The sequence below is a fragment of the Deinococcus phoenicis genome (genome assembly GCF_000599865.1).
Lineage (GTDB): Bacteria > Deinococcota > Deinococci > Deinococcales > Deinococcaceae > Deinococcus > Deinococcus phoenicis.
This window is the reverse complement of record NZ_JHAC01000017.1, coordinates 58133-80612: the sequence shown is the minus strand read 5'-3', so window position 1 is coordinate 80612 and position 22480 is coordinate 58133. Positions and strand designations below refer to the sequence as shown.

The 22480-nt window shown below is 69.8% G+C and carries 24 protein-coding genes and 2 tRNA genes; 11 read left to right on the top strand and 15 right to left on the bottom strand.

Annotation, left to right across the window (positions count from 1 at the left end; all coding sequences use genetic code 11):
* Positions 1-52: 52 nt before the first annotated feature.
* The 7 genes from DEIPH_RS19175 to DEIPH_RS05495 form a co-directional block, all read right to left on the bottom strand.
* Positions 53-883, bottom strand: coding sequence for a CAP domain-containing protein (locus DEIPH_RS19175; protein WP_161636037.1), 831 nt, complete (start codon positions 881-883; stop codon positions 53-55).
* Between the two features lie 154 nt (positions 884-1037).
* Positions 1038-1718, bottom strand: a complete 681-nt coding sequence (locus DEIPH_RS05520; protein ID WP_034355124.1) for a hypothetical protein — start codon at positions 1716-1718, stop codon at positions 1038-1040.
* Between the two features lie 59 nt (positions 1719-1777).
* Positions 1778-1852, bottom strand: a tRNA-Glu gene (locus DEIPH_RS05515).
* Positions 1853-1931: 79 nt separating this feature from the next.
* Positions 1932-2444: an HD domain-containing protein gene (locus DEIPH_RS05510; protein WP_034355121.1), complete on the bottom strand. Its 513-nt coding sequence runs from the start codon at positions 2442-2444 to the stop codon at positions 1932-1934.
* 67 nt (positions 2445-2511) lie between these two features.
* Entirely contained in the window at positions 2512-3489 is a 978-nt protein-coding gene (gene trxB, locus DEIPH_RS05505) for a thioredoxin-disulfide reductase (protein WP_034355118.1), read from the bottom strand.
* A 63-nt stretch (positions 3490-3552) separates the two neighbouring features.
* Positions 3553-3909 (bottom strand): hypothetical protein, encoded by a 357-nt coding sequence (locus DEIPH_RS05500; RefSeq protein ID WP_152544818.1) that lies wholly within the window; start codon positions 3907-3909, stop codon positions 3553-3555.
* A gap of 60 nt (positions 3910-3969) precedes the next feature.
* Positions 3970-4043: transfer RNA gene (locus DEIPH_RS05495), tRNA-Gln, on the bottom strand.
* Positions 4044-4300: 257 nt separating this feature from the next.
* Here DEIPH_RS05495 and DEIPH_RS05490 point away from each other — a divergent pair.
* Together DEIPH_RS05490 and DEIPH_RS05485 are read left to right on the top strand one after the other, a co-directional pair.
* Entirely contained in the window at positions 4301-6091 is a 1791-nt protein-coding gene (locus tag DEIPH_RS05490) for a 30S ribosomal protein S1 (RefSeq protein ID WP_034355113.1), read from the top strand.
* 80 nt (positions 6092-6171) lie between these two features.
* Positions 6172-7158: a Gfo/Idh/MocA family protein gene (locus DEIPH_RS05485; RefSeq protein WP_034355110.1), complete on the top strand. Its 987-nt coding sequence runs from the start codon at positions 6172-6174 to the stop codon at positions 7156-7158.
* Between the two features lie 5 nt (positions 7159-7163).
* Here DEIPH_RS05485 and DEIPH_RS05480 read toward each other — a convergent pair whose 3' ends face one another.
* Together DEIPH_RS05480 and DEIPH_RS05475 are read right to left on the bottom strand one after the other, a co-directional pair.
* Complete coding sequence (locus DEIPH_RS05480; RefSeq protein ID WP_034355107.1) at positions 7164-9392, bottom strand: DNA internalization-related competence protein ComEC/Rec2; 2229 nt, start codon at positions 9390-9392, stop codon at positions 7164-7166.
* A complete protein-coding gene (locus tag DEIPH_RS05475; RefSeq protein ID WP_034355105.1) occupies positions 9392-9769 on the bottom strand; it encodes a ComEA family DNA-binding protein in 378 nt (125 codons plus the stop codon). Before DEIPH_RS05475 ends, DEIPH_RS05480 begins: the two co-directional genes overlap by 1 nt.
* A 41-nt stretch (positions 9770-9810) precedes the next feature.
* Between DEIPH_RS05475 and yedA the strand changes: the two genes are divergently transcribed.
* Entirely contained in the window at positions 9811-10773 is a 963-nt protein-coding gene (gene yedA / locus DEIPH_RS05470) for a drug/metabolite exporter YedA (protein WP_051517188.1), read from the top strand.
* Positions 10774-10842: 69 nt separating this feature from the next.
* On the opposite strand, the gene DEIPH_RS05465 is transcribed toward yedA, so the two are convergent.
* The gene (locus DEIPH_RS05465; RefSeq protein ID WP_034355102.1) at positions 10843-11916 is read right to left on the bottom strand and encodes a methyltransferase domain-containing protein; all 1074 of its coding nucleotides are present in this window, start codon (positions 11914-11916) and stop codon (positions 10843-10845) included.
* Positions 11917-12105: 189 nt separating this feature from the next.
* On the opposite strand from DEIPH_RS05465, the gene DEIPH_RS05460 reads away from it, so the two are divergent.
* Genes DEIPH_RS05460 through DEIPH_RS05450 form a run of 3 tightly spaced genes read left to right on the top strand, consistent with a single transcriptional unit; the run spans position 12106 to position 15635 of the window.
* The gene (locus DEIPH_RS05460; protein WP_034355099.1) at positions 12106-13521 is read left to right on the top strand and encodes a TrkH family potassium uptake protein; all 1416 of its coding nucleotides are present in this window, start codon (positions 12106-12108) and stop codon (positions 13519-13521) included.
* Positions 13521-14915, top strand: coding sequence for a TrkH family potassium uptake protein (locus DEIPH_RS05455; RefSeq protein ID WP_034355097.1), 1395 nt, complete (start codon positions 13521-13523; stop codon positions 14913-14915). The genes DEIPH_RS05460 and DEIPH_RS05455 overlap by 1 nt, the downstream gene beginning before the upstream one ends.
* Before the next feature lie 9 nt (positions 14916-14924).
* Positions 14925-15635, top strand: coding sequence for a potassium channel family protein (locus tag DEIPH_RS05450; protein WP_267134646.1), 711 nt, complete (start codon positions 14925-14927; stop codon positions 15633-15635).
* Positions 15636-15818: 183 nt separating this feature from the next.
* Here DEIPH_RS05450 and DEIPH_RS05445 read toward each other — a convergent pair whose 3' ends face one another.
* The 3 genes from DEIPH_RS05445 to trpC are packed head-to-tail and all read right to left on the bottom strand — an operon-like array spanning position 15819 to position 17947.
* A complete protein-coding gene (locus DEIPH_RS05445) occupies positions 15819-16283 on the bottom strand; it encodes a hypothetical protein (RefSeq protein ID WP_034355091.1) in 465 nt (154 codons plus the stop codon).
* Positions 16284-16316: 33 nt separating this feature from the next.
* A complete protein-coding gene (locus DEIPH_RS05440; protein ID WP_235183181.1) occupies positions 16317-17162 on the bottom strand; it encodes an MBL fold metallo-hydrolase in 846 nt (281 codons plus the stop codon).
* On the bottom strand, positions 17159-17947 hold the full coding sequence (gene trpC, locus DEIPH_RS05435; protein WP_034355088.1) for an indole-3-glycerol phosphate synthase TrpC: 789 nt from the start codon (positions 17945-17947) through the stop codon (positions 17159-17161). The genes DEIPH_RS05440 and trpC overlap by 4 nt, the downstream gene beginning before the upstream one ends.
* 61 nt (positions 17948-18008) lie before the next feature.
* Here trpC and hpt point away from each other — a divergent pair, with 61 nt between their 5' ends.
* Positions 18009-18536, top strand: coding sequence for a hypoxanthine phosphoribosyltransferase (gene hpt / locus DEIPH_RS05430; RefSeq protein WP_034355085.1), 528 nt, complete (start codon positions 18009-18011; stop codon positions 18534-18536).
* Positions 18537-18725: 189 nt separating this feature from the next.
* Complete coding sequence (locus tag DEIPH_RS05425; RefSeq protein ID WP_034355082.1) at positions 18726-19142, top strand: hypothetical protein; 417 nt, start codon at positions 18726-18728, stop codon at positions 19140-19142.
* A 19-nt stretch (positions 19143-19161) separates the two neighbouring features.
* On the opposite strand, the gene DEIPH_RS05420 is transcribed toward DEIPH_RS05425, so the two are convergent.
* Positions 19162-19395: a VF530 family protein gene (locus DEIPH_RS05420; RefSeq protein ID WP_034355079.1), complete on the bottom strand. Its 234-nt coding sequence runs from the start codon at positions 19393-19395 to the stop codon at positions 19162-19164.
* Positions 19396-19476: 81 nt separating this feature from the next.
* On the opposite strand from DEIPH_RS05420, the gene DEIPH_RS05415 reads away from it, so the two are divergent.
* From DEIPH_RS05415 to DEIPH_RS05405, 3 genes are read left to right on the top strand one after another with little or no spacing between them, the layout of a single operon-like run.
* Complete coding sequence (locus DEIPH_RS05415; protein WP_034355076.1) at positions 19477-19848, top strand: hypothetical protein; 372 nt, start codon at positions 19477-19479, stop codon at positions 19846-19848.
* A 1-nt stretch (position 19849) separates the two neighbouring features.
* Positions 19850-20572, top strand: coding sequence for a metallophosphoesterase family protein (locus DEIPH_RS05410; protein ID WP_034355073.1), 723 nt, complete (start codon positions 19850-19852; stop codon positions 20570-20572).
* A complete protein-coding gene (locus DEIPH_RS05405) occupies positions 20545-20934 on the top strand; it encodes a low molecular weight protein tyrosine phosphatase family protein (protein WP_235183180.1) in 390 nt (129 codons plus the stop codon). The genes DEIPH_RS05410 and DEIPH_RS05405 overlap by 28 nt, the downstream gene beginning before the upstream one ends.
* 51 nt (positions 20935-20985) lie before the next feature.
* Here DEIPH_RS05405 and DEIPH_RS18665 read toward each other — a convergent pair whose 3' ends face one another.
* Positions 20986-22389 carry an META and DUF4377 domain-containing protein gene (locus DEIPH_RS18665; RefSeq protein ID WP_081790796.1) on the bottom strand — a complete coding sequence of 468 codons (1404 nt, stop codon included), beginning with the start codon at positions 22387-22389 and terminating at the stop codon, positions 20986-20988.
* Positions 22390-22480: the final 91 nt, after the last annotated feature.

Below are 22480 nucleotides of genomic sequence, written 5' to 3'. Positions count from 1 at the left end.
GAAGGCCACCCAGAGATTCCGGGTGGCCTTCTCAGGTCAGAGGATCTGGGCTTCAGCGCGCGCCGAAGTCCTGCACCCAGTACGAGCCGTAGGCGCCGCCCTGGGCGTAGCCGACCCCGAGTTCCTTGAAGCTGGGGTTCATGATGTTGCGGCAGTGGCCCTCGCTCGCCAACCACCCGGCCACGACACTTTCCGGCGTCGGCTGCCCGGCGGCGATGTTCTCCCCGATGGTGCGCCAGCTGTAGCCGGTGGCCGTGATGCGCTGCGCCATCGTGCGGCCATCCTGGCTGGTGTGGCTGAAGTAGTTTTTCGCGGCCATGTCCGCCGCGTGTCCCTGCGCGGCCTGCTCCAGCTGGGCGCTAGAGGTGAGGGGCGTGGTGGCCGCAAAGCTGGTCGCGCCGCAGCTCCGGGCCTGGGCGCGGGCCTGGTTCGTCAGGGTCAGCACCTGCTGGGCAAAGGCGCTGGAAGACGGACTGGGCGCGGGGGTGGGTGTCGGGGCGGGGGTGCCCGTGGCCGCCGTGACCGACAGTGTGAAGTCCAGGAACGCGCTCCGGTTGTTCGTCAACGCGGCGCGGATCGTCGCGTTGCCCGCTCCCCGCGCCGTCACCAGGCCGCTCTGACTTACGGTGGCGACGCCCGCATTGCTGGTCGTCCAGGTCAGCTCGCCGGGCAGCGGTGCCCGTCCGCCGACCAGCACGTTCAGTTGCCGGGTCTGCCCCACGGTCAGGGTGCCCGCACTGGCCTGGCCAGTCAGGCCGGGGGCCAGCGTCAGCGTGGAGGTGCTGCTGGCAGGAGCCGTGGCCGAGGGGGCCTCAGGAGCAGAACCGCAGGCCGCGAGGGTCAGCAGGCCGCCGACCAGAACCAGTTGCTGGAAAGGACGCATGACCGTCAGTAGACCCGAGGAGTCTGAGGCTGGGCGTGAGGAGAGCATTCTCATGTCTCACAAATGCCAGACGTCGTCTGAGGTGAGGGAAAGCCGTCATATGGTCGTTCCCTTACATTTAGAAAACTGTATCTTTCTCATCTGAAACCACAGCTCAGGATTCCTGCGCGGCGCTGCCGGAAGCGTCCAGCAGGCTGAACCGGACGTGGGCCTCGTTCATGACTTCCAGCGGACTGGTGTCGGGCAGAGAGACGCAGAGCCGCCCGCCCAGAGCGTGCGCGGCATTCAGCAGGGGCGCGTCGGCAGCGGCGTCCAGTGCGCCCCAGAGGTGGGCGGCCCCCCCACCCGCCGCACCGGCCCGCCACAGCAGCGCCCCGATGGCCTCGCCTCCCGCGTAGGCGGTCAGCAGCGTGAAGGCGGAGTCACCTTCCAGCCGGGCCGCGAGGTGACGGGCCAGCGGCCCGGCCCACTCCGGCGTCCCGTGCGCCTCGGTCAGGACAGCGGCCCAGGCGGGCAACGAGAGGCGCGACACCTGTTCCACCGCGATCACACCCGCCTCCGGCTGCGGGTGGTAGGTGCCGACCCGCAGTGCCCCGACCTCTTCCCCGGGCAGGGGCACCGTCGCCGCCACCAGGCCGGGCATCTCCTGCGCGTGGTGCCAAGCGGTGACAAGGGGCAGCCGGTCGGGGTCGGCATCGGGGAGGAACGTCGCGTTCAGGGCCAGCACGTTCACCCCCGGCGTATGTAGCGTCACCGCGCCCCGGAAGTCACGGCGCACGGTCGAGAGCGGCTCGAAGTAGGTGACCAGCTCGGTCAGGGCCGGGGGGAGGGACATGGGGGCAGCTTAGCCCGGCAGCAAAACGCCGCCCCCGGTGCAAAGGAGGCGGCGCGCAGTGGTGACCCCAACGGGACTTGAACCCGTGTCTGCGCCTTGAGAGGGCGCTGTCCTGACCGCTAGACGATGGGGCCGTCCGGGATTGGGTCCGCCCCTGGGAGCGGCGTCAGGCAAGGGGAGATTGTAGGCGGGCGGGCCCAGGAAAGTCAAGCCTCACTCCAGATCGTCGTAGTGGTGGAGCAGGGCCGCGTCCGGGTCGCCGCCCGCGTGGTGGTGCCGGGCGACCAGCCGCGCGACCCGGAGCCGCGCACCGGCACGGGCCAACAATTCCGCCCCCAGTTCCGGGTGATAGGCGCGCACCGAGAGCGGGCCGAGCGGAAGCAGCCGCGACAGGCGGTTCGGGACCAGACCGACCAGCACACGCTCGGTCACGCGGTACGGGCGCAGGCTCTTGCCGCAGTCGTGCAGCAGGGCCGCCGCCACCACCTCCGGCGCGACGTGGGGATGTTCGCGCAGCAGGTGACGGGTGACCCGGCAGGCGTGTTCACGGTCACGGGGGTCCATGCCCAGATAGACGCGGGCTTCGGCAGGCGTGAGCTGCGCGGCCGCCCAGGTGTCGTCCGGGTGGGCGTAGGTGGCCCTCAGGCTGCGCGCGAGTCGCCGCATCTTGCCCACATAGCCGCGCGCCTTGCGGATCAGCCGGGCCGAGGGGGTCAGAGGACGCATACGCCAAGGATACGGGAAGGGCGGCCCGTCTCCCCTTCCCGTATTCTCCTGCGCTCGCCGGGCCAGTTCAGTCCGCCGCCGTCTCGGTTTCCAGTTCCAGCGCCGCCAGGGCACGTTCGGCACTCATCGCGGCGCGGGTGCCCGCCCCGACACTGGTGGCAAGCTGGCGATACACGTAGTCCGAGACGTCGCCCGCCGCGAACAGCAGCGGCACGCTGGTATAGATCTCGTCCGTCACTTCCACGTAGCCGTCGGCGCGCAGGCCCACGGTGCCCTGTACAAACTCGGTGTTCGGCACGTGTCCGATGAAGATGAACACCCCGTCGGTGGGCATATCCCGCGTCTCGCCGGTCTTGAGGTTCTTCAGCCGGACCCCCGTCACGTGCTCCTCGCCCTGAATCTCCTCGACCGCCGTGTCCCAGATGAACTTCATCTTGGGGCTGGCAAAGGCGCGGGCCTGGGCCACCTTGTTGGCGCGCAAGGTGTCACGGCGGTGAATCAACGTGACCTCTTCCGCGAACTTGGTCAGAAACAGCCCTTCCTCGACTGCCGCGTCGCCGCCGCCGATCACCACGACCTTCTTGCCCCGGTAGAAGAAACCGTCGCAGGTGGCGCAGGTGCTGACGCCCTTGCCCCAGAAGTGTTCCTCGCCGGGCACGTTCAGCCGCTTGGGGTTCGCGCCCGTCGCCAGAATCACGCTTCTCGCGCGGTAGGTACCGCCGTAGCCGCGAACGGTGAACACATAGGGATGGCTCTCCGGCGTGGCCTCGATGGCCTGCACCTCTTCCATCTCGATCCGTGCGCCGAACTTCTCGGCTTGCTGCACCATGCGCTGCGCGAGTTCCATGCCGGGAATCGGGTCGGGAAAACCGGGGTAGTTCTCGACCTCCTCGGTCTGGGCGATCTGACCGCCGGGCAGGCCCTTTTCGAGCACTAGGGTGCTGAGGCTGGCGCGGCCCGTATAGATGGCGGCCGTGAGTCCGGCGGGGCCGCCGCCGACGATCACCACGTCAAAGTCCTGAGGGGTGTGAGGGACGCTGGTCATGCAGGAAGCGTACCACCGGGCACATTCGGGGATGGTCAGGCAGGCACTTTGTTTTTTAAAGTATCAGGGCGAAGAGAAGCGGTGGCCCGCGTTCAGGCAGAAGTGCTTGCGGTCACGCGCCCGCACCTCGGTAGGCTGGCCCTGGATAGAAGCGGGAACCACCGTCTCGACCTTGCCAGACTTCCGGGTCACGGCTGGCGGCTCGACAAGTTGCCCATTCACGCGGTAAGGGACACCCGAGAATTGCAGGCAGGCCAGTTGGGCCACATCCGGGGCAAAACCAACCGGAACGAATCGCCCCGAAAAGACAGTCACTGCGCCGCACGCCAACCCCACCACCAGCCAGAACGCCAGAAAGACCTTCAGCCAGGCGGGCGAGTCTTCCCGACTCTCTTTCTTTCCCCGGAGCCAGCCGCGCATCACGGCCAGCATAGGGCGGCGGGCAATAAAAAAACCTCCGCCTTACACGGAGGTTTGATTTGGCTGGGGCACAAGGACTCGAACCTTGATTAACGGTGTCAGAGACCGTCGTCCTGCCATTAGACGATGCCCCAATGCCTTCCTCTGACGGCCCACCTGGGGGGTGAGCGTGAGGGAGTATAGCCGCCTCTCCCGGCCCCGTCAACTGCCGCGCTGGCCGGCGCGCCTGCCCCCCTTCCTGCCACGCCTTGCTGAACGCCGAATGGACCGCGTTCAAACCCCGCTTGCCCCCCCTCAACAGGCGGTGCTACACTGAGGCGTTGCCGCGTTAGAGCGCAGGTTACGTGGTGCCCGCACGACAAGTGCGGCGCATCCAGGAGGACAGGAGTTCATGGAAGACCAGACCCAGACCCCCGCCGCAGAGGGCGGGACCACTCAGCCCATGCCGGGCACCGAGCAGGCCAGCGCCGGGCAGACCCCTGCCCCGCAGCAGGACACCCAGCAGGCCCAGACTGCTCCCGTTGCCGCGAGCAGCGCGGACGAGCGCGATTACCCCGCCATGACCATGGAGGACGTCCTCGCCAGCGAGGCGACCGAGCACCAGTCGGTCAGCCGGGGCGACATCGTGGACGGCACCGTCGTGTTTATCGGCAACGAGGGCATTGCGGTGGACGTCGGCGCGAAGGTGGAGGGCACCATTCCCCTCAACCAGATCGGCGACGAACCCGTCACGCTGGAGCAGGCCCAGGAGATGTACAAGCCCGGTGACAAGATCGAGGCGTATGTCGTGCGGGTGGACCTCGCCAACAGCCAGATCGTTCTTTCCAAGAAGCGCGCCGATCAGGACAAGGGCTGGCGCGTGCTGGAAAAGATGCAGGAGAACGACGAGGCCTTTGAGGTCGAGGTGCTCGAGAAGGTGCGCGGCGGTCTCGTGGCGCAGGTCGAGGGCATCCGGGCGTTCCTGCCCGCTTCGCAGGTCGACACCCGCCGGGTGAACGATCTGGACCCCTACGTGGGCAAGCCCTTGATGGTCAAGCTGATCGAGCTGAACCGCAAGCGCAACCGCGTGATCATCAGCCACCGCGCGATCATGGAAGCCCAGAAGGCCCAGGCGCGCGAGGCGACCGTCGGCAAGCTGGTGCCCGGCGCGCAGTTCGAGGGTGAAGTCGTCGAGATCACCGATTTCGGGGTGTTCGTGAACCTGGGCGGGATCGACGGCCTCGTTCACCGCAGCGAGCTGACCTATGGCCGCTTCAACCACCCCCGCGACGTGGTCAAGGTGGGCGAGAAGGTGCAGGTCCAGGTCATTGACGTGGACGAGGGCCGCGAGCGCATCAACCTCTCCATGAAGTCGCTGACCGAAGATCCCTGGGAAGGTGCGGTCGAGAAGTACCACATCGGCCAGCGGGTCAAGGGCAAGGTCACGAACCTCACCAACTTCGGCGCCTTCGTGGAGCTGGAAAGCGGCCTGGAAGGGCTGGTCCACGTCAGCGAGATGAGCTGGACCAAGCGCGTGCGTCACCCCAACGAGGTGCTCAAGGAAGGCGACGAGGTCGAGGCCGTCATCCTGCGGATCGACCCCAAGGAGCGCCGCATCAGCCTGGGTATTCGTCAGACCACGGACGATCCCTGGAGCGCGCTGCCTGACCGTTACCCGCCCGGCACGCCCGTCAAGGGCAAGATCACCGGCATGACCGACTTCGGCGTCTTTATGGAGATCGAGGAGGGCATCGAGGGCCTGATTCACATCAGCGAACTCGACACGCAGCGCGTGAACAACCCCGCCGACCTCTTCAAGAAGGGCGACGAGATCGAGGCCGTGATCCTGAACATCGACCCCGTGGAGCAGCGCGCGAGCCTCTCGCGTCGCCGTGCCCTCGGCGGCGGCGGCCCGGTGCGCGACTACGTCAGCCAGGGCGGCGGCGCGCGCAGCGACCGTTACAGCGGCGGCCAGGGTGGCGGCAATCGGGGCGGCGGACGTGGTGGACGTGGCGGCGGTGCCGACTACAACTACAACGCCAAGGATGCCAGCCAGGGCGGCAAGATCAGCACCAAGCTGGGCGACGTGTACGCCGACCTGTTTGCGCAGTTCGGCCTGGGCGGCGACAAGAAGGACGACGTGAAGGCCGAAGGCACCGAGAACACGGCAGCCGACGCCGGTACGGAGAAGCAGGGCGAGTAATCCCCCGCTGTCCGGAGGCCCACTGGGAGGAGTCCCAGTGGGCCTCCTCTCTTTTGCCCGCTCCGGGGTACGCTGCGCCCATGACAGCCTTCACCTGGGGGATTCTCGGCGCGGCCCGCATCGCGCGGGCACTCATTCCGGCCATTCGCGCCGCAGGGGGTGAGGTGACGATGGTCGGGGTGCGCGACCCGCATTCGGCCCGGGCGCGCGCCTTTGCCCAGGAATGGGACATTCCGCGCCTAGGCACCTACGACGCCGTCATCGCCTCGGAGGTGCAGGCCGTCTACAACCCGCTGCCCAACGACGCGCACCGGCCCTGGACGCTGGCGGCGTTGCGTGCCGGCAAGCACGCACTGACGGAAAAACCGCTCAGCCTGAATGCGGACGAGGCGCAGGTGCTGGCCGACACGGCGGCAGAGACAGGACGGGTGCTGCTGGAAGCCTTCGCCTACCGTTTTCAGCCCCACGTCGCGCGGCTGCGCGAGATCGTGACGGGCGGCGAACTGGGCGAGGTGCGGGCTTACCGGGGTGCCTTCGGCTTCGAGCTGACCCGTCCGGACGATTTCCGCTGGGACGCGAGTAAGGGGGGCGGCGCGCTGTACGACGTGGGCTGCTATGCGGTGAACCTCGCGCGGCTGCTGCTGGGCGAGCCGGACAGCGTGAGCGCGCAGGCCCGCTGGTCGGCGGAAGGCGTGGACGTGGGCTTGAGCGGCACGCTGCACTATGGACAGGCTCTCGGCAGCCTCGACTGTGCCTTCGACTGGGGGGGGACACCCACCCAGCGCCTCACAGTGGTCGGGACGGCGGGCAGCCTCGACATGGACGGGGTCTTCGGCAGCAAGGCGGACGCTGAGTTATCCTTCCGGGTTCAGACGGCGGGCGGCGGGCGCACCGAAACGTTTCCCCCACACGACGGGTACGCCGCGATGGTCGCGCACTTTCAGCGGGCCGCGCGGGGCGAGGAGGCGGTGCTCTATCCCCCGCAGGACGCGGTGCGGCAGGCGCGAGTGCTGGACGCACTGTTCACGGCGGCGCGGGAAGGGCAGCAGGTCAGGGTCAAGGTCTGAGGACTTCAGGGCAGCGGCCAGCGCATTGTCCCCAGCTCATCGGTGCGCCAGACCTTCGCACCCGCCTCAGCGATCCGCGCCAGAACGTCGGGATGCGGGTGGCCATAGGTGTTGCGCCCGACACTGATCAGCACATCGGCGGGCGTGCTTTCTTTCAGGATCGCCTCGCCCGTGCTGTGGCGGCTGCCGTGGTGGGCGGCCTTGAGCAGATCGAGGTCACCCACCCCGATCAGCGCCTCGGCGGGGTCGGGCAGGTCGCCCAGCAGCGCCGTGCGGAAGCCGCGCGTTTCGACGGTGAGGGCGAGACTGTTGTTGTTGTCCTCCGTGGACCAGACGCGGCCCTGCGGCCACAGCACGGTGAGGGTGACGCCGTCGGCCTGGATGCGGTCGCCGCGCCGGATCTCGCGGACGGGCACGCCTTCCTCGCGGGCGACATCGAGCAGGGCCGTCAGCACCGGATCATCCGTCTTGCGCTGCCCGATCCAGAGTTCCCCGACCGGCAGGGCACGCAGCACACCCGACAGCCCTTCGATATGGTCGGTGTCGGCGTGGGTCGCCACGACCACGTTCAGGGAGCGGACACCCAGGGCGCGCAGGGCCGGGACGACGGTGCGGGTACCCACGTCATAGTCCGAGCCGACCGAGCCGCCGCCATCTACCAGCACGTTCAGATGCCCGGTGCGGATCAGGGTGCTGTCGCCCTGACCCACGTCCAGAAAAACGATCTCGCGGGCCGGGCGCAGCAGGCCGGGGAGCAGGGTCAGGACCGCGCAGGCGAGGAGCGTGCCCAGCGCGACCGGCGCACGCACGCGGCCCAGCAGCCACAGCACCCCGGCGAGCGCCGCCACACCGTAAGCGGCGAAGCCCGCCGCGCCCACAGTGCCCCAGGTCAGCACAGGGGCCTGTCCGAACACTTCCACCACGCCCAGCAGGAGCGAGGCCAGCAGGCCGGTCAGCCAGTTGACGGCCACCGCGAACGGTCCCAGCAATCCCGCCAGAAAGCCCAGCGGCACCAGCGCCACCATCAGCGCCCCCGCGATCAGGTTGGCGGGCAGCCCCACCAGCGGAAGCTGCCCGAAGGTCCCGGCGATGACCGGCAGGGTGGCGAGTTCGGCCAGCACGGTCGCCACCAGCGCCAGCCGCAGCCCCAGGGGCCAGCGGGCCGGCAGGCGTCCGGCCAGTTTCCCCGACAGCGTGAGGCCCAGCACTGCCAGGAACGAGAGCTGAAAGCCCACGTCCAGCAGCCACAGCGGAAAGGGCAGCAGGCAGAGAACGGCGGCCAGGGCAATGACGGCATAAGGGTCCAGCCGCCCGCGCCCGAGGGCGTACCCGGCCAGCACCGCCCCACCCATCAGGACGGCGCGGGTAATGCTGGGCGACACGCCGACCAGCAGCAGGTACGGCGCGAGAAAGAGCAGCGCGCCGCCGTAACGCCACCCCAGCGGCACGCGCAGCCACATCAACAGCCAGATCACCGCGCCCGTGAGCAGGGCGACATTCTGCCCGCTCAGCGCCATCAAGTGCGAGAGGCCCGAACGCGCGAAGGCGTCGCGGACGCTGTAGCCTTCGCCGAAGTCCTCGCGGCCGATGTCGTTCCGGTCCCCGAGTTCGGTGGCCTGCATCAGCGCGGCCTGACGCGGTCCCAGCCCCGCCGTCAGCCCCCGGCGGAACCAGCCGCGCACGCCGCCCTCGGGAGTGTGGTGGCGCACGCGGGCCGCGACCAGGACGGTGGTCGGCGTCGGCACCCACAGGCCGCCCTGCCCCCGCAACCACGCCGCCTGATCGAAGCCGCCCGGCACCCGCCGACCTTCCGGGCGCACCAGCCGCCCGCTGAGGACGACCTGGCCCGGCCCGACGCGCGGTTTAGGCGCAACAGCCACCCGCGCCGGTGGGTCGGAGAGACGCAGAAACTGGCCGTCCCACTCGCCCTTCAGCGTGACCTGAGCGCCCACCCAGGGGGCCATCCGGTCGGGTTTCGCGGCATTCAGGCGCTCTGAGCCGAACCCCAGGCCCGCGCCGACGAGGGCCAGCAACGCGAGGGCGGCGCGACCATCCAGCACGGCGAACACCGCACTGGCCAGCAGCACCAGCGCGCCCCACCACACGCCCAGCCCCAGCAGGATGCCGCCCATTACCCCGAAGGCGAGCGGCACCGGCCAGGCGAGGTGACCGGAGGGCGCGCGCGTCGGGCTGGCCGTGGAGAGAGAAGGCGCCAGGCCGTGTCGCCCGCTCATCAAAAGGTCACGAGGGGGGTGAGGGCCGCCAGGGTCGAGGCCCCGATGCCCTTCACCCGGTCGAGGTCCGCGAGGCTGCGATAGGGCCGACCCGCCACGATGCGTGCGGCGAGCGCCGGACCGACTTTGGGCAGGGCCTCCAGCTGTTCGAGACTGGCCGAGTTCAGATCGACCCGGCCCGAGATCAGGGGCCGGACGCTCGCGGTGGTGGGGTACTCCGGGGCGGCGGCCTGCACCTGTGCGGGCGGGGGCAGGGCCACGCGCGTGACGGTGGGCGTGTGGGCCGTGGGACGAAAAGCCGGGCCGAGGGCCAGGACCGCCACGACCAGCAACCCACCCGCGAGAATCAGCGTCCAGTGGCGTTCGGAGGGGAACACGCGGGCAGTGTACGGTGGGCCGGGACGCGCGGACGCCGCAGATGCGGCATGCCCCGCGAGGAGGCGCGTATGCTCTCCCGGTGACCCCTGCTGCCCGGACCGCCCGCCTGACCCCCGCCGTGCTGCTGGCCCTCGCCCTGGTGTACGTGGTGTGGGGCAGCACGTATTTCGGGATCAAGGTGGCGATCGGGAGCCTGCCGCCCCTGGGGATGCTCGGGGTGCGCTTTCTGCTGGCGGGCGCGCTGCTGTACGGCTTTCTGCGCTGGCGGGGGGCACCGGCACCTTCACCGCGCGAGTGGCGGGCGAGCGCCGTGGTGGGCCTGCTGCTGCTGGGCGGGGGCACCGGTCTGGTCACCCTGGCCGAGCGCGACGCCAGCAGCAGCGTCGCGGCGATGATGATCGCAGTGTCGCCCCTCTTCGCGGCGCTGTTCGCCCGGCTGTGGGGCGAGCGCACGGGCGGGCGCGAGTGGCTGGGGATCGGGGTAGGCCTGGTCGGCATCCTGCTGCTGAATCTGGGGGAGCTGCACGCCACACCGCTGGCCGCCTTCCTGCTGATCCTGGCCCCGCTGTGCTGGACCTTCGGCAGCATGTGGTCCAGGCACCTCCCCCTCCCCGGCGGGCTGATGGGCAGCGCCGCCGAGATGCTGGCGGGCGGGGGCCTGCTGCTGCTGCTGAGCCTGGGGCTGCGCGAACACTGGGCCGCCCCGACCGCCGCGAGCCTGTGGGCGCTCGCGTACCTGACCGTGTTCGGGAGTCTGGTCGCCTACAGCGCCTACATGTACCTGGTGGCGCACACCCGCCCGGCGCTGGCGACCAGCTACGCCTACGTGAACCCGGTGGTGGCCGTGCTGCTCGGCGTCGGTCTGGGGGGCGAGAGCCTGTCGGGGCTGGGGTGGACGGCCCTCGGGGTGATTCTGGCGGGCGTGGTGCTGGTGGCCTGGCCGCGCCCGGTCCCCACCTCCGGCGGACAGGTCGGCGCAGAAGCGGCGCGCTCCGAGGGCTGAGGGCGGGGGTGCGGTTAGCCCCCAGGAAGACTGAACCGACCTGCTGAAACGGGTGTAAGAACCTCCGCCTTATCTCTTGCCCAACAGGTACGCCTTGGGATGGTGGCCGCCGCTGTAGACCTGAAACAGCTCGCGCGCGTGCCAGCGGCTCTGCTCGTTCAGGAGGCGCTCGAACAGCCGGATCTCGTGGGTCAGGACCACCAGGCGGCCCTGGCGGCTGCACAGGCGGTGCATCTCGGTCAGGAAGGCGGGGTACAGCGCCGCGTTGCCGCCGTGCGTGCCGACAGCGTCGCCCCAGGGCAGGTCACTGACGATCAGGTCGAAGGAGCGGTCGGGGAGGCCGGTGTGCAGGGCGTCCACCCGGGCGACCTCCACCTCGCGCTTTGCGGCGCTCACGTTGCGGCGCGCGCACTCGACGGCCTCGGGATTGATATCCACGCCCACCATGGCGTCATACGGCCCCAGTAGGGCGCGTTCGACCAGCAGGGTGCCGCTGCCGCTCATGGGATTGAAGATGCGGTCCTCGTCGCGCTGGCCGGCGAGCTTGTGCACCGCATAGGCGATGGTGGCGTTCAGGCCGCCGCCCATGTTGCACACCCGCCACGCCCGCGCGCTGAGGGGCCGGGGCGTGATGCGGGCCAGCACCTCCCAGCCGAGACCGTCCTCCTGGGGGCGCAGGCGGATCAGGAGTTCGCCCTCCTCGGGGTCGAAGGGGAGGTCCAGGGCCACCTGGAGTTCTTCCGCCAGACGCTGCATCACGCTGGATTCACGGCCCGCCGCCGCCAGCCGGAAGGAGCGGTGCCCGCCGAGGCGCACCACCTCGGCCAGAAACGCCGCGAGTTCACCGAGTTGCTGGTGCCCCAGCAGGCCGCGTGGGCGGGGCACGTCCCAGGCGCGGACGCGGTAGGCGGCCACGGGCGCGCGCAGCCGGGTCAGGCGCTCGGGGTCGCCGGGGTACCAGAAGCGCAGGCCCCGGATGTCGCGGGCCAGCGGCACCGCCCGCAGTTCCGTCTCTGCGACGTCTTCCAGGCCGGGCAGGGCTTCGAGCACGTACTCGTGGGCGGGCTGGCGGGTGCGGTAGTCGCCCTGGGGTTTTTTGGGCCGGGAGAACTGCGGATTTTTCTGGCGGTCGGGGCGCGGCATAGGGACCTCCACGTTTATCACCCGATAAACGGCGAGCAGGGCGGGCGGGAAAGTGTACGTCCGGGGGGCGGGAGCCAGCGGGAACCTCACGCTCCGCGGCCCGGAAAACCGGAAGCCTGAACGTACTTGGCAGAGCAGTATAGCCGGAGGCCGGGGCGGAGGGGGCGGTGGTAGAATCGCGCGTTTCCTATGACGCGCCCCCCCACTCCCCCAGCGTCCGGCAGGCAAGGGCCGGATGCTCCCGTTCCCCGCGTCCGCAAACCCCTCTTCTCGCGCGTCAGCCCGCCGCAACTGATCGCGCTGTCGTTCGCGCTGGCGATTCTGGTGGGCGGCGTGCTGCTGTCGCTGCCGATCACCCACGGGGCGGGGCGGCAGGTGAGCTTTTTGCAGGCCCTGTTCACCGCCACCAGCGCCCTGTGCGTGACGGGCCTGAATGTCGTGGACCCCAGCCGTGACTTCAACCGGCTGGGGCAGGTCATCATCATGCTGCTGATTCAGGTGGGGGGGCTGGGCATCATCACCTTCGGGACGGTGTTCGCGCTGATCACGCGGCGGCGGGTGAACTACAGCGAACGCATCCGGCTGGCGCAGCAGGTCAGCGCCTTCCGGGCGGGCGACGTGGTGCCGCTGATCCGCAACATCTTTCTGTATACCTTCGTGCTGGAACTCGCCGGGGCCGCGTTGCTCGCGTTCCGCTTTGTGCCGCTGGAAGGCTGGGGGCGGGGGCTGTTCTACGCCGTGTTCCATTCGGTCAGCGCCTTCAACAATTCGGGCTTCGCGCTCTACAGCGACAACCTGATGGGCTTCGTGGGTGATCCCCTCGTCAGTCTGGTGATCGCCTTTCTGATCATTCTGGGCGGCATGGGCTTTCTGGTGCAGCTCAATGTGGTGGCGCACCTGCTCAATCCCCGGCGCAACCGCCTGCTGGTCCACTCCAAGCTGGTGCTGACCATGATGGCCGCGCTGCTGCTGATCGGCACCCTCACGTATCTGGGCCTGGAATGGCAGAACCCCAGGACCCTGGCCCCCCTGAACTTCGGGGACAAGCTGCTCGCCAGTTTCTTCCAGAGCGTGACCACCCGCACGGCGGGCTTCAACACGCTGGACTACGGCGCGATGGGCCTGGGGACGCTCTTTATCACGATCATCCTGATGTTCATCGGCGCGAACCCCGGCAGTACCGGCGGCGGCATCAAGACCAGCACCTTCTACGTGATGATGGCCTCGGCCTGGAGCATGGTGCGCGGCCACCGCGACGTCACCCTGTTCGAGCGGCGGATCGACCGGGACACGGTTCTGCGGGCGATGACGGTCGGCCTGCTGAGTATCGGTCTGGTGAACACCATGTTCATTCTGCTGCTGCTGACCAACACCAACCCGCAGGTGCTGTTCGTGCAACTGTTCTTCGAGGCGGTCAGCGCCTTCGGGACGGTCGGCCTGAGCATGAACACCACCCCGCTGCTGAATGCCGATCAGCAACTGGTGATCATCCTGCTGATGTACCTGGGGCGCATCGGGCCGCTGACCTTTGCGGTGGCCTTCGGCAGCCGCGAGCCGAGCGACCCCGTGCGCTATCCCGCCGAAAAGGACATCCTGATCGGGTGATGCGGCGGCCCCTTCCTCCCCGACTCCCCCCTTCCCCGGGCCGGCCCCGGCGAACCCTGTTTGCCCGCTTCACGCCGCCGCAGCTGATCGCCGTGGTGTACCTGATCGGCATCGCCCTGGGGACGGCGCTGCTGCACCTGCCCGGCGTGACCACCCCCGGCGCGGCCCTGGGCAGCATCGACCGCCTGTTTACGGCCACCAGCGCGATCTGCATCACCGGGCTGGTGGTGGCGGACACGGGCGAGGCCTTTACGCGCTTCGGGCAGACGCTGATTATCGGGCTGGCGCAGGTGGGGGGCCTGGGCATCCTGACCTTCGGCACGCTGTTCGCCTTCCTGACGGGCCGCCGGGTGAACTTCAGCGAACGCCAGCACCTCGCGCAGCAGATCAATGCGCTGGACGTGGGGGGCGTGTTGCCTTTGATCCGCATCATCTTTCTGTACACCCTGGCCGCGGAGGTGGCCGGAACGCTGCTGCTCGCGCTGCGCTTCGTGCCGCAGTTCGGCCCCGGCGAGGGGCTGTACCAGGCGGCCTTTCACGCGGTCAGCGCCTACAACAACGCGGGGTTCGTGGTGGTGCCGGGCGGCATGGGGCAGTATGCCCACGATCCGCTGGTCAACCTGACCCTGGGCGGCCTGATTATCCTGGGCGGGCTGGGCTTTCTGGTGCAGCTCAATGTCCTGACGCACCTGCTGTGGCCCCGGCGCAACCGGCTGCTGATCTACTCCAGGCTCACGCTGCTGACCACCGGACTGCTGCTGCTGCTCGGCACGGGGCTGATTCTGGCGCTGGAATGGGGCAACGCGGGCACGCTGGGGCCGCTGGACGCGCCGGGCAAGCTGCTGGCCGCTTTCTTCCAGAGCGTCACGCCGCGCTCGGCGGGCTTTTCGACGGTGGACATCAGCAGCATGTCGAGCGCCAGCCTCTTTCTGCTGATCGCCCTGATGTTCATCGGCGCGAACAGCGGCAGCACCGGCGGCGGCATCAAGACCAGCACGCTGGCGATCCTGGTCGGCAGCGCGTGGAACATGGTGCGCGGGCGCGGCGAACTGATCGCCTTCGGGCGGCGGGTGGAGCCGGAGAACGTGGTGCGGGCCGGAACCGTCACCACCCTCTATGCTCTGCTGGTCGCCAGCGCCTTTTTCGCGCTGCTCGCCACCAACCCCAAACTCGGCTTCACGCACCTGCTGTTCGAGACGGTGAGTGCGGCGGCCACCGTCGGCCTGAGCATGAACACCACCCCCCTGATCAACGACCCCGGCCTGCTGATCCTGACCGTGCTGATGTACCTGGGACGCATCGGCCCAGTCACCTTCGCCGTCGCCTTCAGCCTGCGCAGCCAGCAGAGCCGCGCCGTCAAGTACCCGCCGGAACGCGACATCCTGGTGGGCTGAGGGGTTCCCCTGACTGCGGTTCCCCGTTTCCCCGACCGTGTTTCCCCGAAAGGACATTCCATGAAGACCAAACAATGCCTGGTGATCGGCCTGGGCCGCTTCGGTACCGCCGTCGCCACCACCCTCTACGAGATGGGCCACGAGGTCGTCGCCATCGACCAGAACGAGGAAAATGTCGAGCGGGTGATGAATCTGGTCACCCACGCCGCCATCGTGGACGCCAGCGACGAACGGGCGCTGCGGGCCATCGGGGTCGGGGATTTCGACGTGGTGGTGGTCGCCATCGGCACCGACGTGCAGGCGAACATCCTGGCGACCATGAACGCCAAGAGCCTGGGCGCCCCCTACGTGGTCACCAAGGCGATTGACGAGATGGCCCGCCGGGTGCTGGAACGGATCGGGGCCGACCTGGTGATCCGGCCCGAACACGACATGGGCGTGCGGCTCGCGCGGCAGATCGCCACGCCGAACATCGTGGACACGCTGGACCTGGGCGGCGACTACGCCATCGTGGAGATCGAGGCGAACGAGCGGCTGCGCGGCACCCTGCGCGACCTGAACCTGACCGGGCGATTCGGCGTGCAGGTGATTGCCGTCAGCCGTTCCGGCAAGGTCGAGGTGACGCCGCGCGCCGAGGATGGGCTGCGGCCCCACGACAAGCTGGTGGTGATCGGCACGGGGCACAGCATCGACGAATTGCGGCGGTATCTGGGGGAGTAGCGGGCAGCGTTCTCACGGCGCCCGCCTGAGCGCATCTGGCCCGGATTCCAGAACAGCCCGGCACCCCACCGGCTGTTCTCCAGTGGCCGGAGGCTCCGGGGCGGCCCCGCCCAGGGGCCATTCGCTCTGCCACGCCGCTTGACCGGGCCGCGCCCCCCCATCTTCAGCTCACCTGAAGTCCGGCTATTCCCGTGTCGCGGAGTCCGGATCGTCCGGCAGGGCACGCAGGTTGGGGCAGGTCAGGGTGCCGCGAATGCCCAGCGCCTCCACGACGCTCTGCGGGGGCAGCGCGCCCACGATGTGCGTGTCTTGGCTCAGGGGAACGGGATTCCGGGCGGTCAGGAGTTCGCTGCGGCTGTGCAGGCGCACGGCCCGCTCGACACAGGCGGCGTCACGGGGACTCAGCGTGAGGGTCTGGCGGCCCGCCCCATTGACGATGGTGACCGTGACCGGCTGCGGCGCGTAGGCGGCCAGGGTCCGGGTCGCCCGCACCTGTCCAGTGAGTGCCCCCGCAACCGCCGCCAGCAGGGGCAGCAGCGCCGCCAGGCCCCAGATGACCATAGCCCGTGCCGCGCCAGGCCGCCACAGCAGCGCGAGCAGCGCCCCGGCGAACGCGAGCGTGAACAGCAGGTACAGGGCGGGCCACATGGCGGGCAGTGTACCCCCGGCCTCCCTCCGCCGTCACAACCCCACCTCTTTCCCGTCCTGCGCGCAGGTCCAGCCTGCCGGGAGAGCCAGGCCCCGCACGTCCACCGCGTGCGAGAGGTGGGTGAGCACCACCCGCCGGGCCGCCCGTGCCCAGGGCAGGGCCAGGGCCTCGCGCACGTCGTACACGCTGCGGCCCGCGTGGGGCACGCCGGACTCGTCGGCAAAGGACGTGCCGAGAATCAGCAGGTCGAGGGCGGTGAGCCACGCCCCTGCCACGACCCCGGGGATGTCGATGGCGTCGGTGACATACGCCGCCGCGAATCCGGGGCGGTCCAGGCGAAAGGCGTGGCTGTGCCCGTTCGCCCCATGGGGCACTGGAAAGGCCCGGACGCGCAGGCCCGCGACCGCCAGCCCATCCTCCGGCAAGGGGTGGACGGGGGCACCCTGCCGGAAGGCGTACCGGAAGCGGTCCTGAATGTCCGGGATCACCCCGGAGGGGGCAAACACGCGCAGCCGCCCCCCCGCGTAGCTCACGTAGTCCAGCAGGTCGCCCAGGCCCAACAGGTGATCGTTGTGCGCGTGCGAGATCAGCACCGCGTCCGGCACCAGCGGCCCCGGCAGACGCGCGAGCTGGGCGTGCAGGTCGGGGCCGCAGTCGAGCAGCAGCGTCTCGGCTTTTCCGCCGTGGCCTGCTCCCCGAATCAGCGCGGCGCTGCGGGTGCGGCGGTTCACGCCCCCCGCGCGGGCGTCCGTGCAGACCGGGCAGGCGCACCAGAAGCGCGGCACGCCCTTGCTGTCGGCGGTGCCCAGAAAGGTGAGGGTGGCACCAGCCGGGGGGGAGCCAGTCAGAGGAGAGCCGGTCAGGAGAGAGCCGGTCAAGGGGCCATCAGCTCACGGGCGGCGCGGGTCAGGTCGCCGCTTCCAGCGAGGCTGGTGCCAACCAGCACAGCGTCGGCCAGACCACGCACGCTGCCCAGATCGGCGGAGGTCCGGTAGCCGCTCTCGGCCACCAGCACGCCGGTAAAGCCCGCCCCCCGCGCCCGGCGGATCAGGCGCGGGCTGACATTCAGGTCGGTGGCGAGGGTGGTGAGGTCGCGGTTGTTCACGCCGATGATCTCTGCACCTGTGGCCAGCGCCAGGTCCAGCTCGCGTTCGTCGTGGACTTCCACCAGCGCGTCGAGGCCGAGGTGGTGGGCCGTTTCCAGGTAAGTCCCCACCGCCTCTCCCAGCACGCTGACCATCAGCAGGGCGGCGGAAGCGCCCCACTCGGCGGCCTCACGCAGCATCGCGGGATGCACCACGAAATCTTTCCGCAAAACGGGAAGCTCTACCGCCGCCACCACGGCACGCAGCGCCTCCGGGTCGCCGCCGAAGTGGCGCGGTTCGGTCAGGACGCTGAGGGCCGCCGCGCCCCCTGCCCGGTAGGCGCGGGCCGCCTGGGCCGGGTCCAGGGCGGCGATCGCGCCCTCACTGGGGCTGGCCCGCTTGACCTCGGCGATCAGGGCGAGGGCGGGGCCACAGAGGGCGGTGCGGAACCTCCCGGCACGGGGGCGCGCGGCTCCGGGGCGGGGGTCCGCCTCCGCGTAATCTCCGGCACGCTCACGCACGATGCGGCCCAGTACGCCTGGCACGCGGTCAAAATCGGTCACGGGCAGCCCGGTCATGCGCCGGAGTATACGGGCGGACAGGTCAGGAGCGCTGGAGGCGTGTTAGCCTGGAGCCTATATGAGCCTCGCCCCCGGCAACGGCCCTGTGCAGATCACGCAGGAGCAACTCCAGGCCCGCATCTCCGAACTCGGACACAAGATCCGGGCCGACTACGCGGGCAAGGAACCGCACCTGATCTGTGTGCTGAACGGCGCTTTCCTGTTTCACGCGGACCTCGTGCGGACCCTGCACATGCCCTGCACCATCGACTTTCTCCAGGCCAGCAGTTACGGCGACGCCAAGCAGTCCAGCGGCGAGGTCAAGCTGGTCAAGGACCTGCAATTCCCCATCAGCGACCGGCACGTGATCCTGGTGGAAGACATCGTGGACACCGGCATCACCATGAATTACCTGCTGCACTACCTCCAGGGGCGCGGCCCGGCCAGCCTCAAGGTCGCCGCGCTGCTCAGCAAACCCAGCCGCCGCAAGGTCGAGGTGCCCGTCGAGTACCTGGGCTTTACCATCCCCGACGCTTTCGTGTACGGCTACGGCCTGGACCGCGCGCAGTTCGACCGCAACCTGCCCTTCATCACCAGCCAGGAATAAGGAAAGGGGCCGGGGCCGCCACCCCGAAGCCGCGCTGACGCCGGTCGGCCTGACCGTGCTGGGCCTGCCGTTGGCCGCAGCGTGGGCCTGTTCCGCTGGGCGGCGCGGCTCACGCTCTCCCGCCCGTGCTGCTGGTGGGGGTCTGCTGACCCTGTGGGCCGTGCTGTCGGCGCGCTAGGGTAGGCAGGCATGCGCCGCTTTCCCCTCCTTGTGCTGCCTGTCCTCCTTCTGCTCGCGCTGCTGGCGTGGGGCGTCCGGGAGGCCCGCTGGCGGGGACCGCTGTACTGCATCGGGCAGGCCGGGCAGGTGTGGGGCCTCGCTCCCCTGCCCGCGACGGCCACACCCGGCTGCCCCGAGAGCCGCAGCTACCGCCAGGAGGTGCGGGAGGGCTTCGCGCGGGTCGAGCAGTACACGCTGGACGGCTGGCAGCCCCGCGCGCTGCTCCCGGCCTTCCAGGCGGCGGGCTTCGTGCCGGAGGGCCACGTGGAGGACGACGGGGACGAATACGCCGTCTTCCTCGCGCGGGCAGGCGAGCGGGTGCAGTACGTGGCGGACCTCCAGCCGGGGGGCCGGACGCTGATTACCCTCAGCGGCAAGCCCAGGTAGCGCAGGACACGGGAGCCACTCAGGTTTCGCGTTCGTCGCGCACCAGCGCCAGGTACAGCCCCTCCACCTTCGCCCGCGCCCAGGGCGTCTTGCGCAGAAACTTGAGGCTGGAAGACACGCTGGGATCAAGCTGGAAGCAGCGGACGGGCACCCGCCGCGCCAGGCCGTCCCAGCCGTAATGCTCGGCCAGGCGCACCACGATCTGTTCGAGGGTGACGCCGTGCAGCGGGTCTCTGGAGGGGGCAGCGGTCATCCGCCCATGATGCGGCCCGGGGCGCGGGGTTCACAAGCCAGGGCCGCCGCACCCGGACCCGGCCTGTGCCAACATGCCGGGATGAATGCGCCGCTCCTCCGCTCCCTCCTTCTGACCGGCCTGCTGATTGCCGCCGTGAATGTGATCTTCGCGGGCGTGGAATACGGCTTCGGGAACCTGCCCGCCTGGTTCTGGCTGGCGCAACTGCTGCTGCTCCCGGCCATGCTGGGTCCCCTCCGGCTGTTCCCGCATGTCCTGGCCGTCCGCCCCTACCTGGCCCGGGCGGGGCGGTTCGCGCTGGGCTTCGCGGCCCCCTACGCGGTCATGCAGTTCACCGAGCGCGCCCTGCGCCCGGACTTCAGCGCGGGCCTCACCCTCTTCAACGTGGTGTTTTTCTGCCTGCTGATGGGGCTGTTCTGCGCCGCCATCTACAAGCCGAGAGGAGGCAGCTGACATGCGGCTCGCCCTTCTGGGCGATGTCCACGGCAACCGCTTCGCATTGGAGGCGGTGCTGGCCGACATCCGGGACACTGCCCCGGATCAGGTGCTGAACCTGGGCGACAGTGTGTGGGGCGCGGCGGACCCGGCGGGCGCGTGGGCGCTTCAGGCCGAGCACGCCCCCGTCACCGTGCGCGGGAACACCGACGAGCGGGTGGCGGGGCTGCGGGACGGCAGGGCGGCGATGCGGGGCTGGCTGCTGGCCCAGCTTCCGGCGGACGTGCCCGGCATTCTGGCGACGCGGCCCACCTGCGCCGATGTGGCGGGCGGCGAGGTACGTGTGTGCCACGGCAGCCCACGCAGCCCCTGGGAAGACCTGCTGCTGACGGAGGACGGCGAACACACCCGGCCGGCCCACTTCCACGAGGTGCGCGAGCGGCTGGGGGACTTCACCTACGAGGCAGGCGGGCGCGTCTGCGTCGTGGGACATACCCACCACGAGATGCTGGCGGTGGTGGACGGCGTGACGGTGGTGAACGCGGGGCCAGTCAGCCGCCAGAAAGACGGCCTGCCGCTGGCGCGCTGGGTGCTGCTGACGCGGCGAAACGGGAACTGGGCCGCCGAGTTCCGCCGCACCGTCTACGACACGCAGGCTGCTGCCGCCTGGGCCAGAGCGCACGCACCTGCCAGACAGGGCGACTTCGAAGCGGAGTGGCTGACCCGGGGGCGGGAACCCTGAGCGGCCCGGCTCGGCCCCTGCGGGTCCTGTTCGTGTGCACCCAGAACAAGCTCCGCAGCCCGACGGCGGAAGTCCTCTTCCGGCAGCATCCGGGCTGGCAGGTGGCCTCGTCAGGCACAGCGCGTGACGCGGAAGTCCCCTTGACCCGCGACCTGCTGGAGTGGGCAGATGTGGCCGTGTGCATGGAAAAGCGGCACCGCGACTGGATTCGCTCCAGGCTGCGCGGCGCACTTCCTGGCGCCCGCCTGCTGACCCCGGGCCTCCCCGACGAGTCCGGCTTCATGGACCCGGAATTGATGGCCCTGCTCGAACGGCTGGTGCCCCCACGCCTGGCCGGGACCTCACGCCGGGACAACACATAAGAAGCCGCCCGGACAAAAAACACGGGGCGGCTTCCTGCGGCGGCCTGGGGATCAGCGGCGCTCGACCACCTCGACCAGCACATACCGTTTGCTGCTGGCATCGGCGGGAACGGGACCGGGGCGGTCTTCCTCGCGCACCCGGATGACCTGGGTGACGCCCGGCTGGAAGGTGAAACCCTCGATCTCACCGTAAAAGAGTTCCCAGGGACCGCCGTCCCGCTGAATCCGCAGGCAGGACATCGGGCCGACCCCCATGCAGGGGACGCGCTGGGCGGCCACCGTCCAGGTCTGCACCCGGCCCTGGGCTGGCGCCGCCTGCCGGGAGAAGGCGAGCGTGGTGCCCCCGGCGGTGAGCGTCAGACCGCTGGGCGTGACCGTCAGAGCAGGTCCGGCCCCCAGTACCCGGTGGATGTCCACTTCCTGCGTCTGGTCCGGGCAGGCCATCAGGGTGGAGGCGAGGGGGCCGGTCAGAAGCAGGCGCGTGCCCTCCAGACGGTACTCGCCGCCGAAGCTGTTGCACCCGTCATTCCCGCCGATACGGTTCCCGGTCAGGCTCAGGGTGACGGGCCGGGGCGTTTGTGGCGCAGGCTGGCCGTTCACGGTGGCGAGGGTATACGTCCCGTCCTGCACCGGTCCTGCGGCCTGGGTCCCACCGCCGCCCTGTGACGCGCCCGCACGCCGGAAGACCAGCGTCTGCCCGTTCGCGCCGGTCAGCGTGAGCACCTGCCCCTGCACGCTGGCCCTCAGCGCGGGGCGAGCGAGAAAGGCCAGGAACGTCCCTTCCTGGGCATTCACGGCGGGTGCACAGGCCATCCGGGTGGTGGCGAGCGCCCCGAACGTCAGCGTGTCCCCGCCCGCCTGCACGGTGCCCATCAGGCGGTTGCAGCCACCCGTGCCACTCACCCGTCCGCCGGCAAAGGTCAGGGCGGGCACGCTGCCAGGAACGGGGCGCAGGGCGGTCCCGCCCGTCAGCGTCCAGGTGCCGTCAAGATTCACGTTCGTCTCCGGGCGAGCAGGGGGACGGCTGGGAAGGCTGGCCGCCGCGCCCCCTGAGGTGAAGACCAGGCGGTCCCGGCTGCCGGCAAAAAGCGTCAGCGTGTTGCCGCTGAGCCGGTAGCGGTTGACCTGCCCCATCAGATTCACGAAGCGGGCTTCCAGGCCGTCCATGCGGTCGGGGCAGGCCCGGCGCGTGGCCGCGAGCGTCATGAAGCGCAGAATGTCGCCGCGTGCGGCGTACCCCGCACGGTACACGTTGCAGCCGGTGTTGCCGGAAGCGGTCCGCGCGTCCAGGCGCAGGGTCGGGCGCTGGGCGTTCCGTCCCGGCATGACCAGCCGCCCGCCGTCGGACAACTGGGTGAGGGTCCAGGTGGTGCCGGTCAGGGCCGGGGTCTGGGCGCCCGCGGTCCCCAGCAGGGCCAGGGCGGTCAACGTGAACAGGGAAGGCAAGTGTCGCATTCCTCCCGTTGTACCCGGCGAGCCTGACGGTCAGGTGAGCAAAGCTGACGGAAAGGGGGCTGCGGCGCCAATGCCGCAGCCCCCCGCTCAT

Bases quoted from the DNA above. Each gene is read 5' to 3' on its own strand.
- DEIPH_RS19175 (WP_161636037.1), bottom strand. From the start codon at position 883: ATGCGTCCTTTCCAGCAACTGGTTCTGGTCGGCGGCCTGCTGACCCTC.
- DEIPH_RS05520 (WP_034355124.1), bottom strand. From the start codon at position 1,718: ATGTCCCTCCCCCCGGCCCTGACCGAGCTGGTCACCTACTTCGAGCCG.
- DEIPH_RS05510 (WP_034355121.1), bottom strand. From the start codon at position 2,444: ATGCGTCCTCTGACCCCCTCGGCCCGGCTGATCCGCAAGGCGCGCGGC.
- trxB (WP_034355118.1), bottom strand. From the start codon at position 3,489: ATGACCAGCGTCCCTCACACCCCTCAGGACTTTGACGTGGTGATCGTC.
- DEIPH_RS05500 (WP_152544818.1), bottom strand. From the start codon at position 3,909: ATGCGCGGCTGGCTCCGGGGAAAGAAAGAGAGTCGGGAAGACTCGCCC.
- DEIPH_RS05490 (WP_034355113.1), top strand. From the start codon at position 4,301: ATGGAAGACCAGACCCAGACCCCCGCCGCAGAGGGCGGGACCACTCAG.
- DEIPH_RS05485 (WP_034355110.1), top strand. From the start codon at position 6,172: ATGACAGCCTTCACCTGGGGGATTCTCGGCGCGGCCCGCATCGCGCGG.
- DEIPH_RS05480 (WP_034355107.1), bottom strand. From the start codon at position 9,392: ATGAGCGGGCGACACGGCCTGGCGCCTTCTCTCTCCACGGCCAGCCCG.
- yedA (WP_051517188.1), top strand. From the start codon at position 9,811: ATGCGGCATGCCCCGCGAGGAGGCGCGTATGCTCTCCCGGTGACCCCT.
- DEIPH_RS05465 (WP_034355102.1), bottom strand. From the start codon at position 11,916: ATGCCGCGCCCCGACCGCCAGAAAAATCCGCAGTTCTCCCGGCCCAAA.
- DEIPH_RS05460 (WP_034355099.1), top strand. From the start codon at position 12,106: ATGACGCGCCCCCCCACTCCCCCAGCGTCCGGCAGGCAAGGGCCGGAT.
- DEIPH_RS05455 (WP_034355097.1), top strand. From the start codon at position 13,521: ATGCGGCGGCCCCTTCCTCCCCGACTCCCCCCTTCCCCGGGCCGGCCC.
- DEIPH_RS05445 (WP_034355091.1), bottom strand. From the start codon at position 16,283: ATGTGGCCCGCCCTGTACCTGCTGTTCACGCTCGCGTTCGCCGGGGCG.
- trpC (WP_034355088.1), bottom strand. From the start codon at position 17,947: ATGACCGGGCTGCCCGTGACCGATTTTGACCGCGTGCCAGGCGTACTG.
- hpt (WP_034355085.1), top strand. From the start codon at position 18,009: ATGAGCCTCGCCCCCGGCAACGGCCCTGTGCAGATCACGCAGGAGCAA.
- DEIPH_RS05425 (WP_034355082.1), top strand. From the start codon at position 18,726: ATGCGCCGCTTTCCCCTCCTTGTGCTGCCTGTCCTCCTTCTGCTCGCG.
- DEIPH_RS05420 (WP_034355079.1), bottom strand. From the start codon at position 19,395: ATGACCGCTGCCCCCTCCAGAGACCCGCTGCACGGCGTCACCCTCGAA.
- DEIPH_RS05415 (WP_034355076.1), top strand. From the start codon at position 19,477: ATGAATGCGCCGCTCCTCCGCTCCCTCCTTCTGACCGGCCTGCTGATT.
- DEIPH_RS05410 (WP_034355073.1), top strand. From the start codon at position 19,850: ATGCGGCTCGCCCTTCTGGGCGATGTCCACGGCAACCGCTTCGCATTG.
- DEIPH_RS18665 (WP_081790796.1), bottom strand. From the start codon at position 22,389: ATGCGACACTTGCCTTCCCTGTTCACGTTGACCGCCCTGGCCCTGCTG.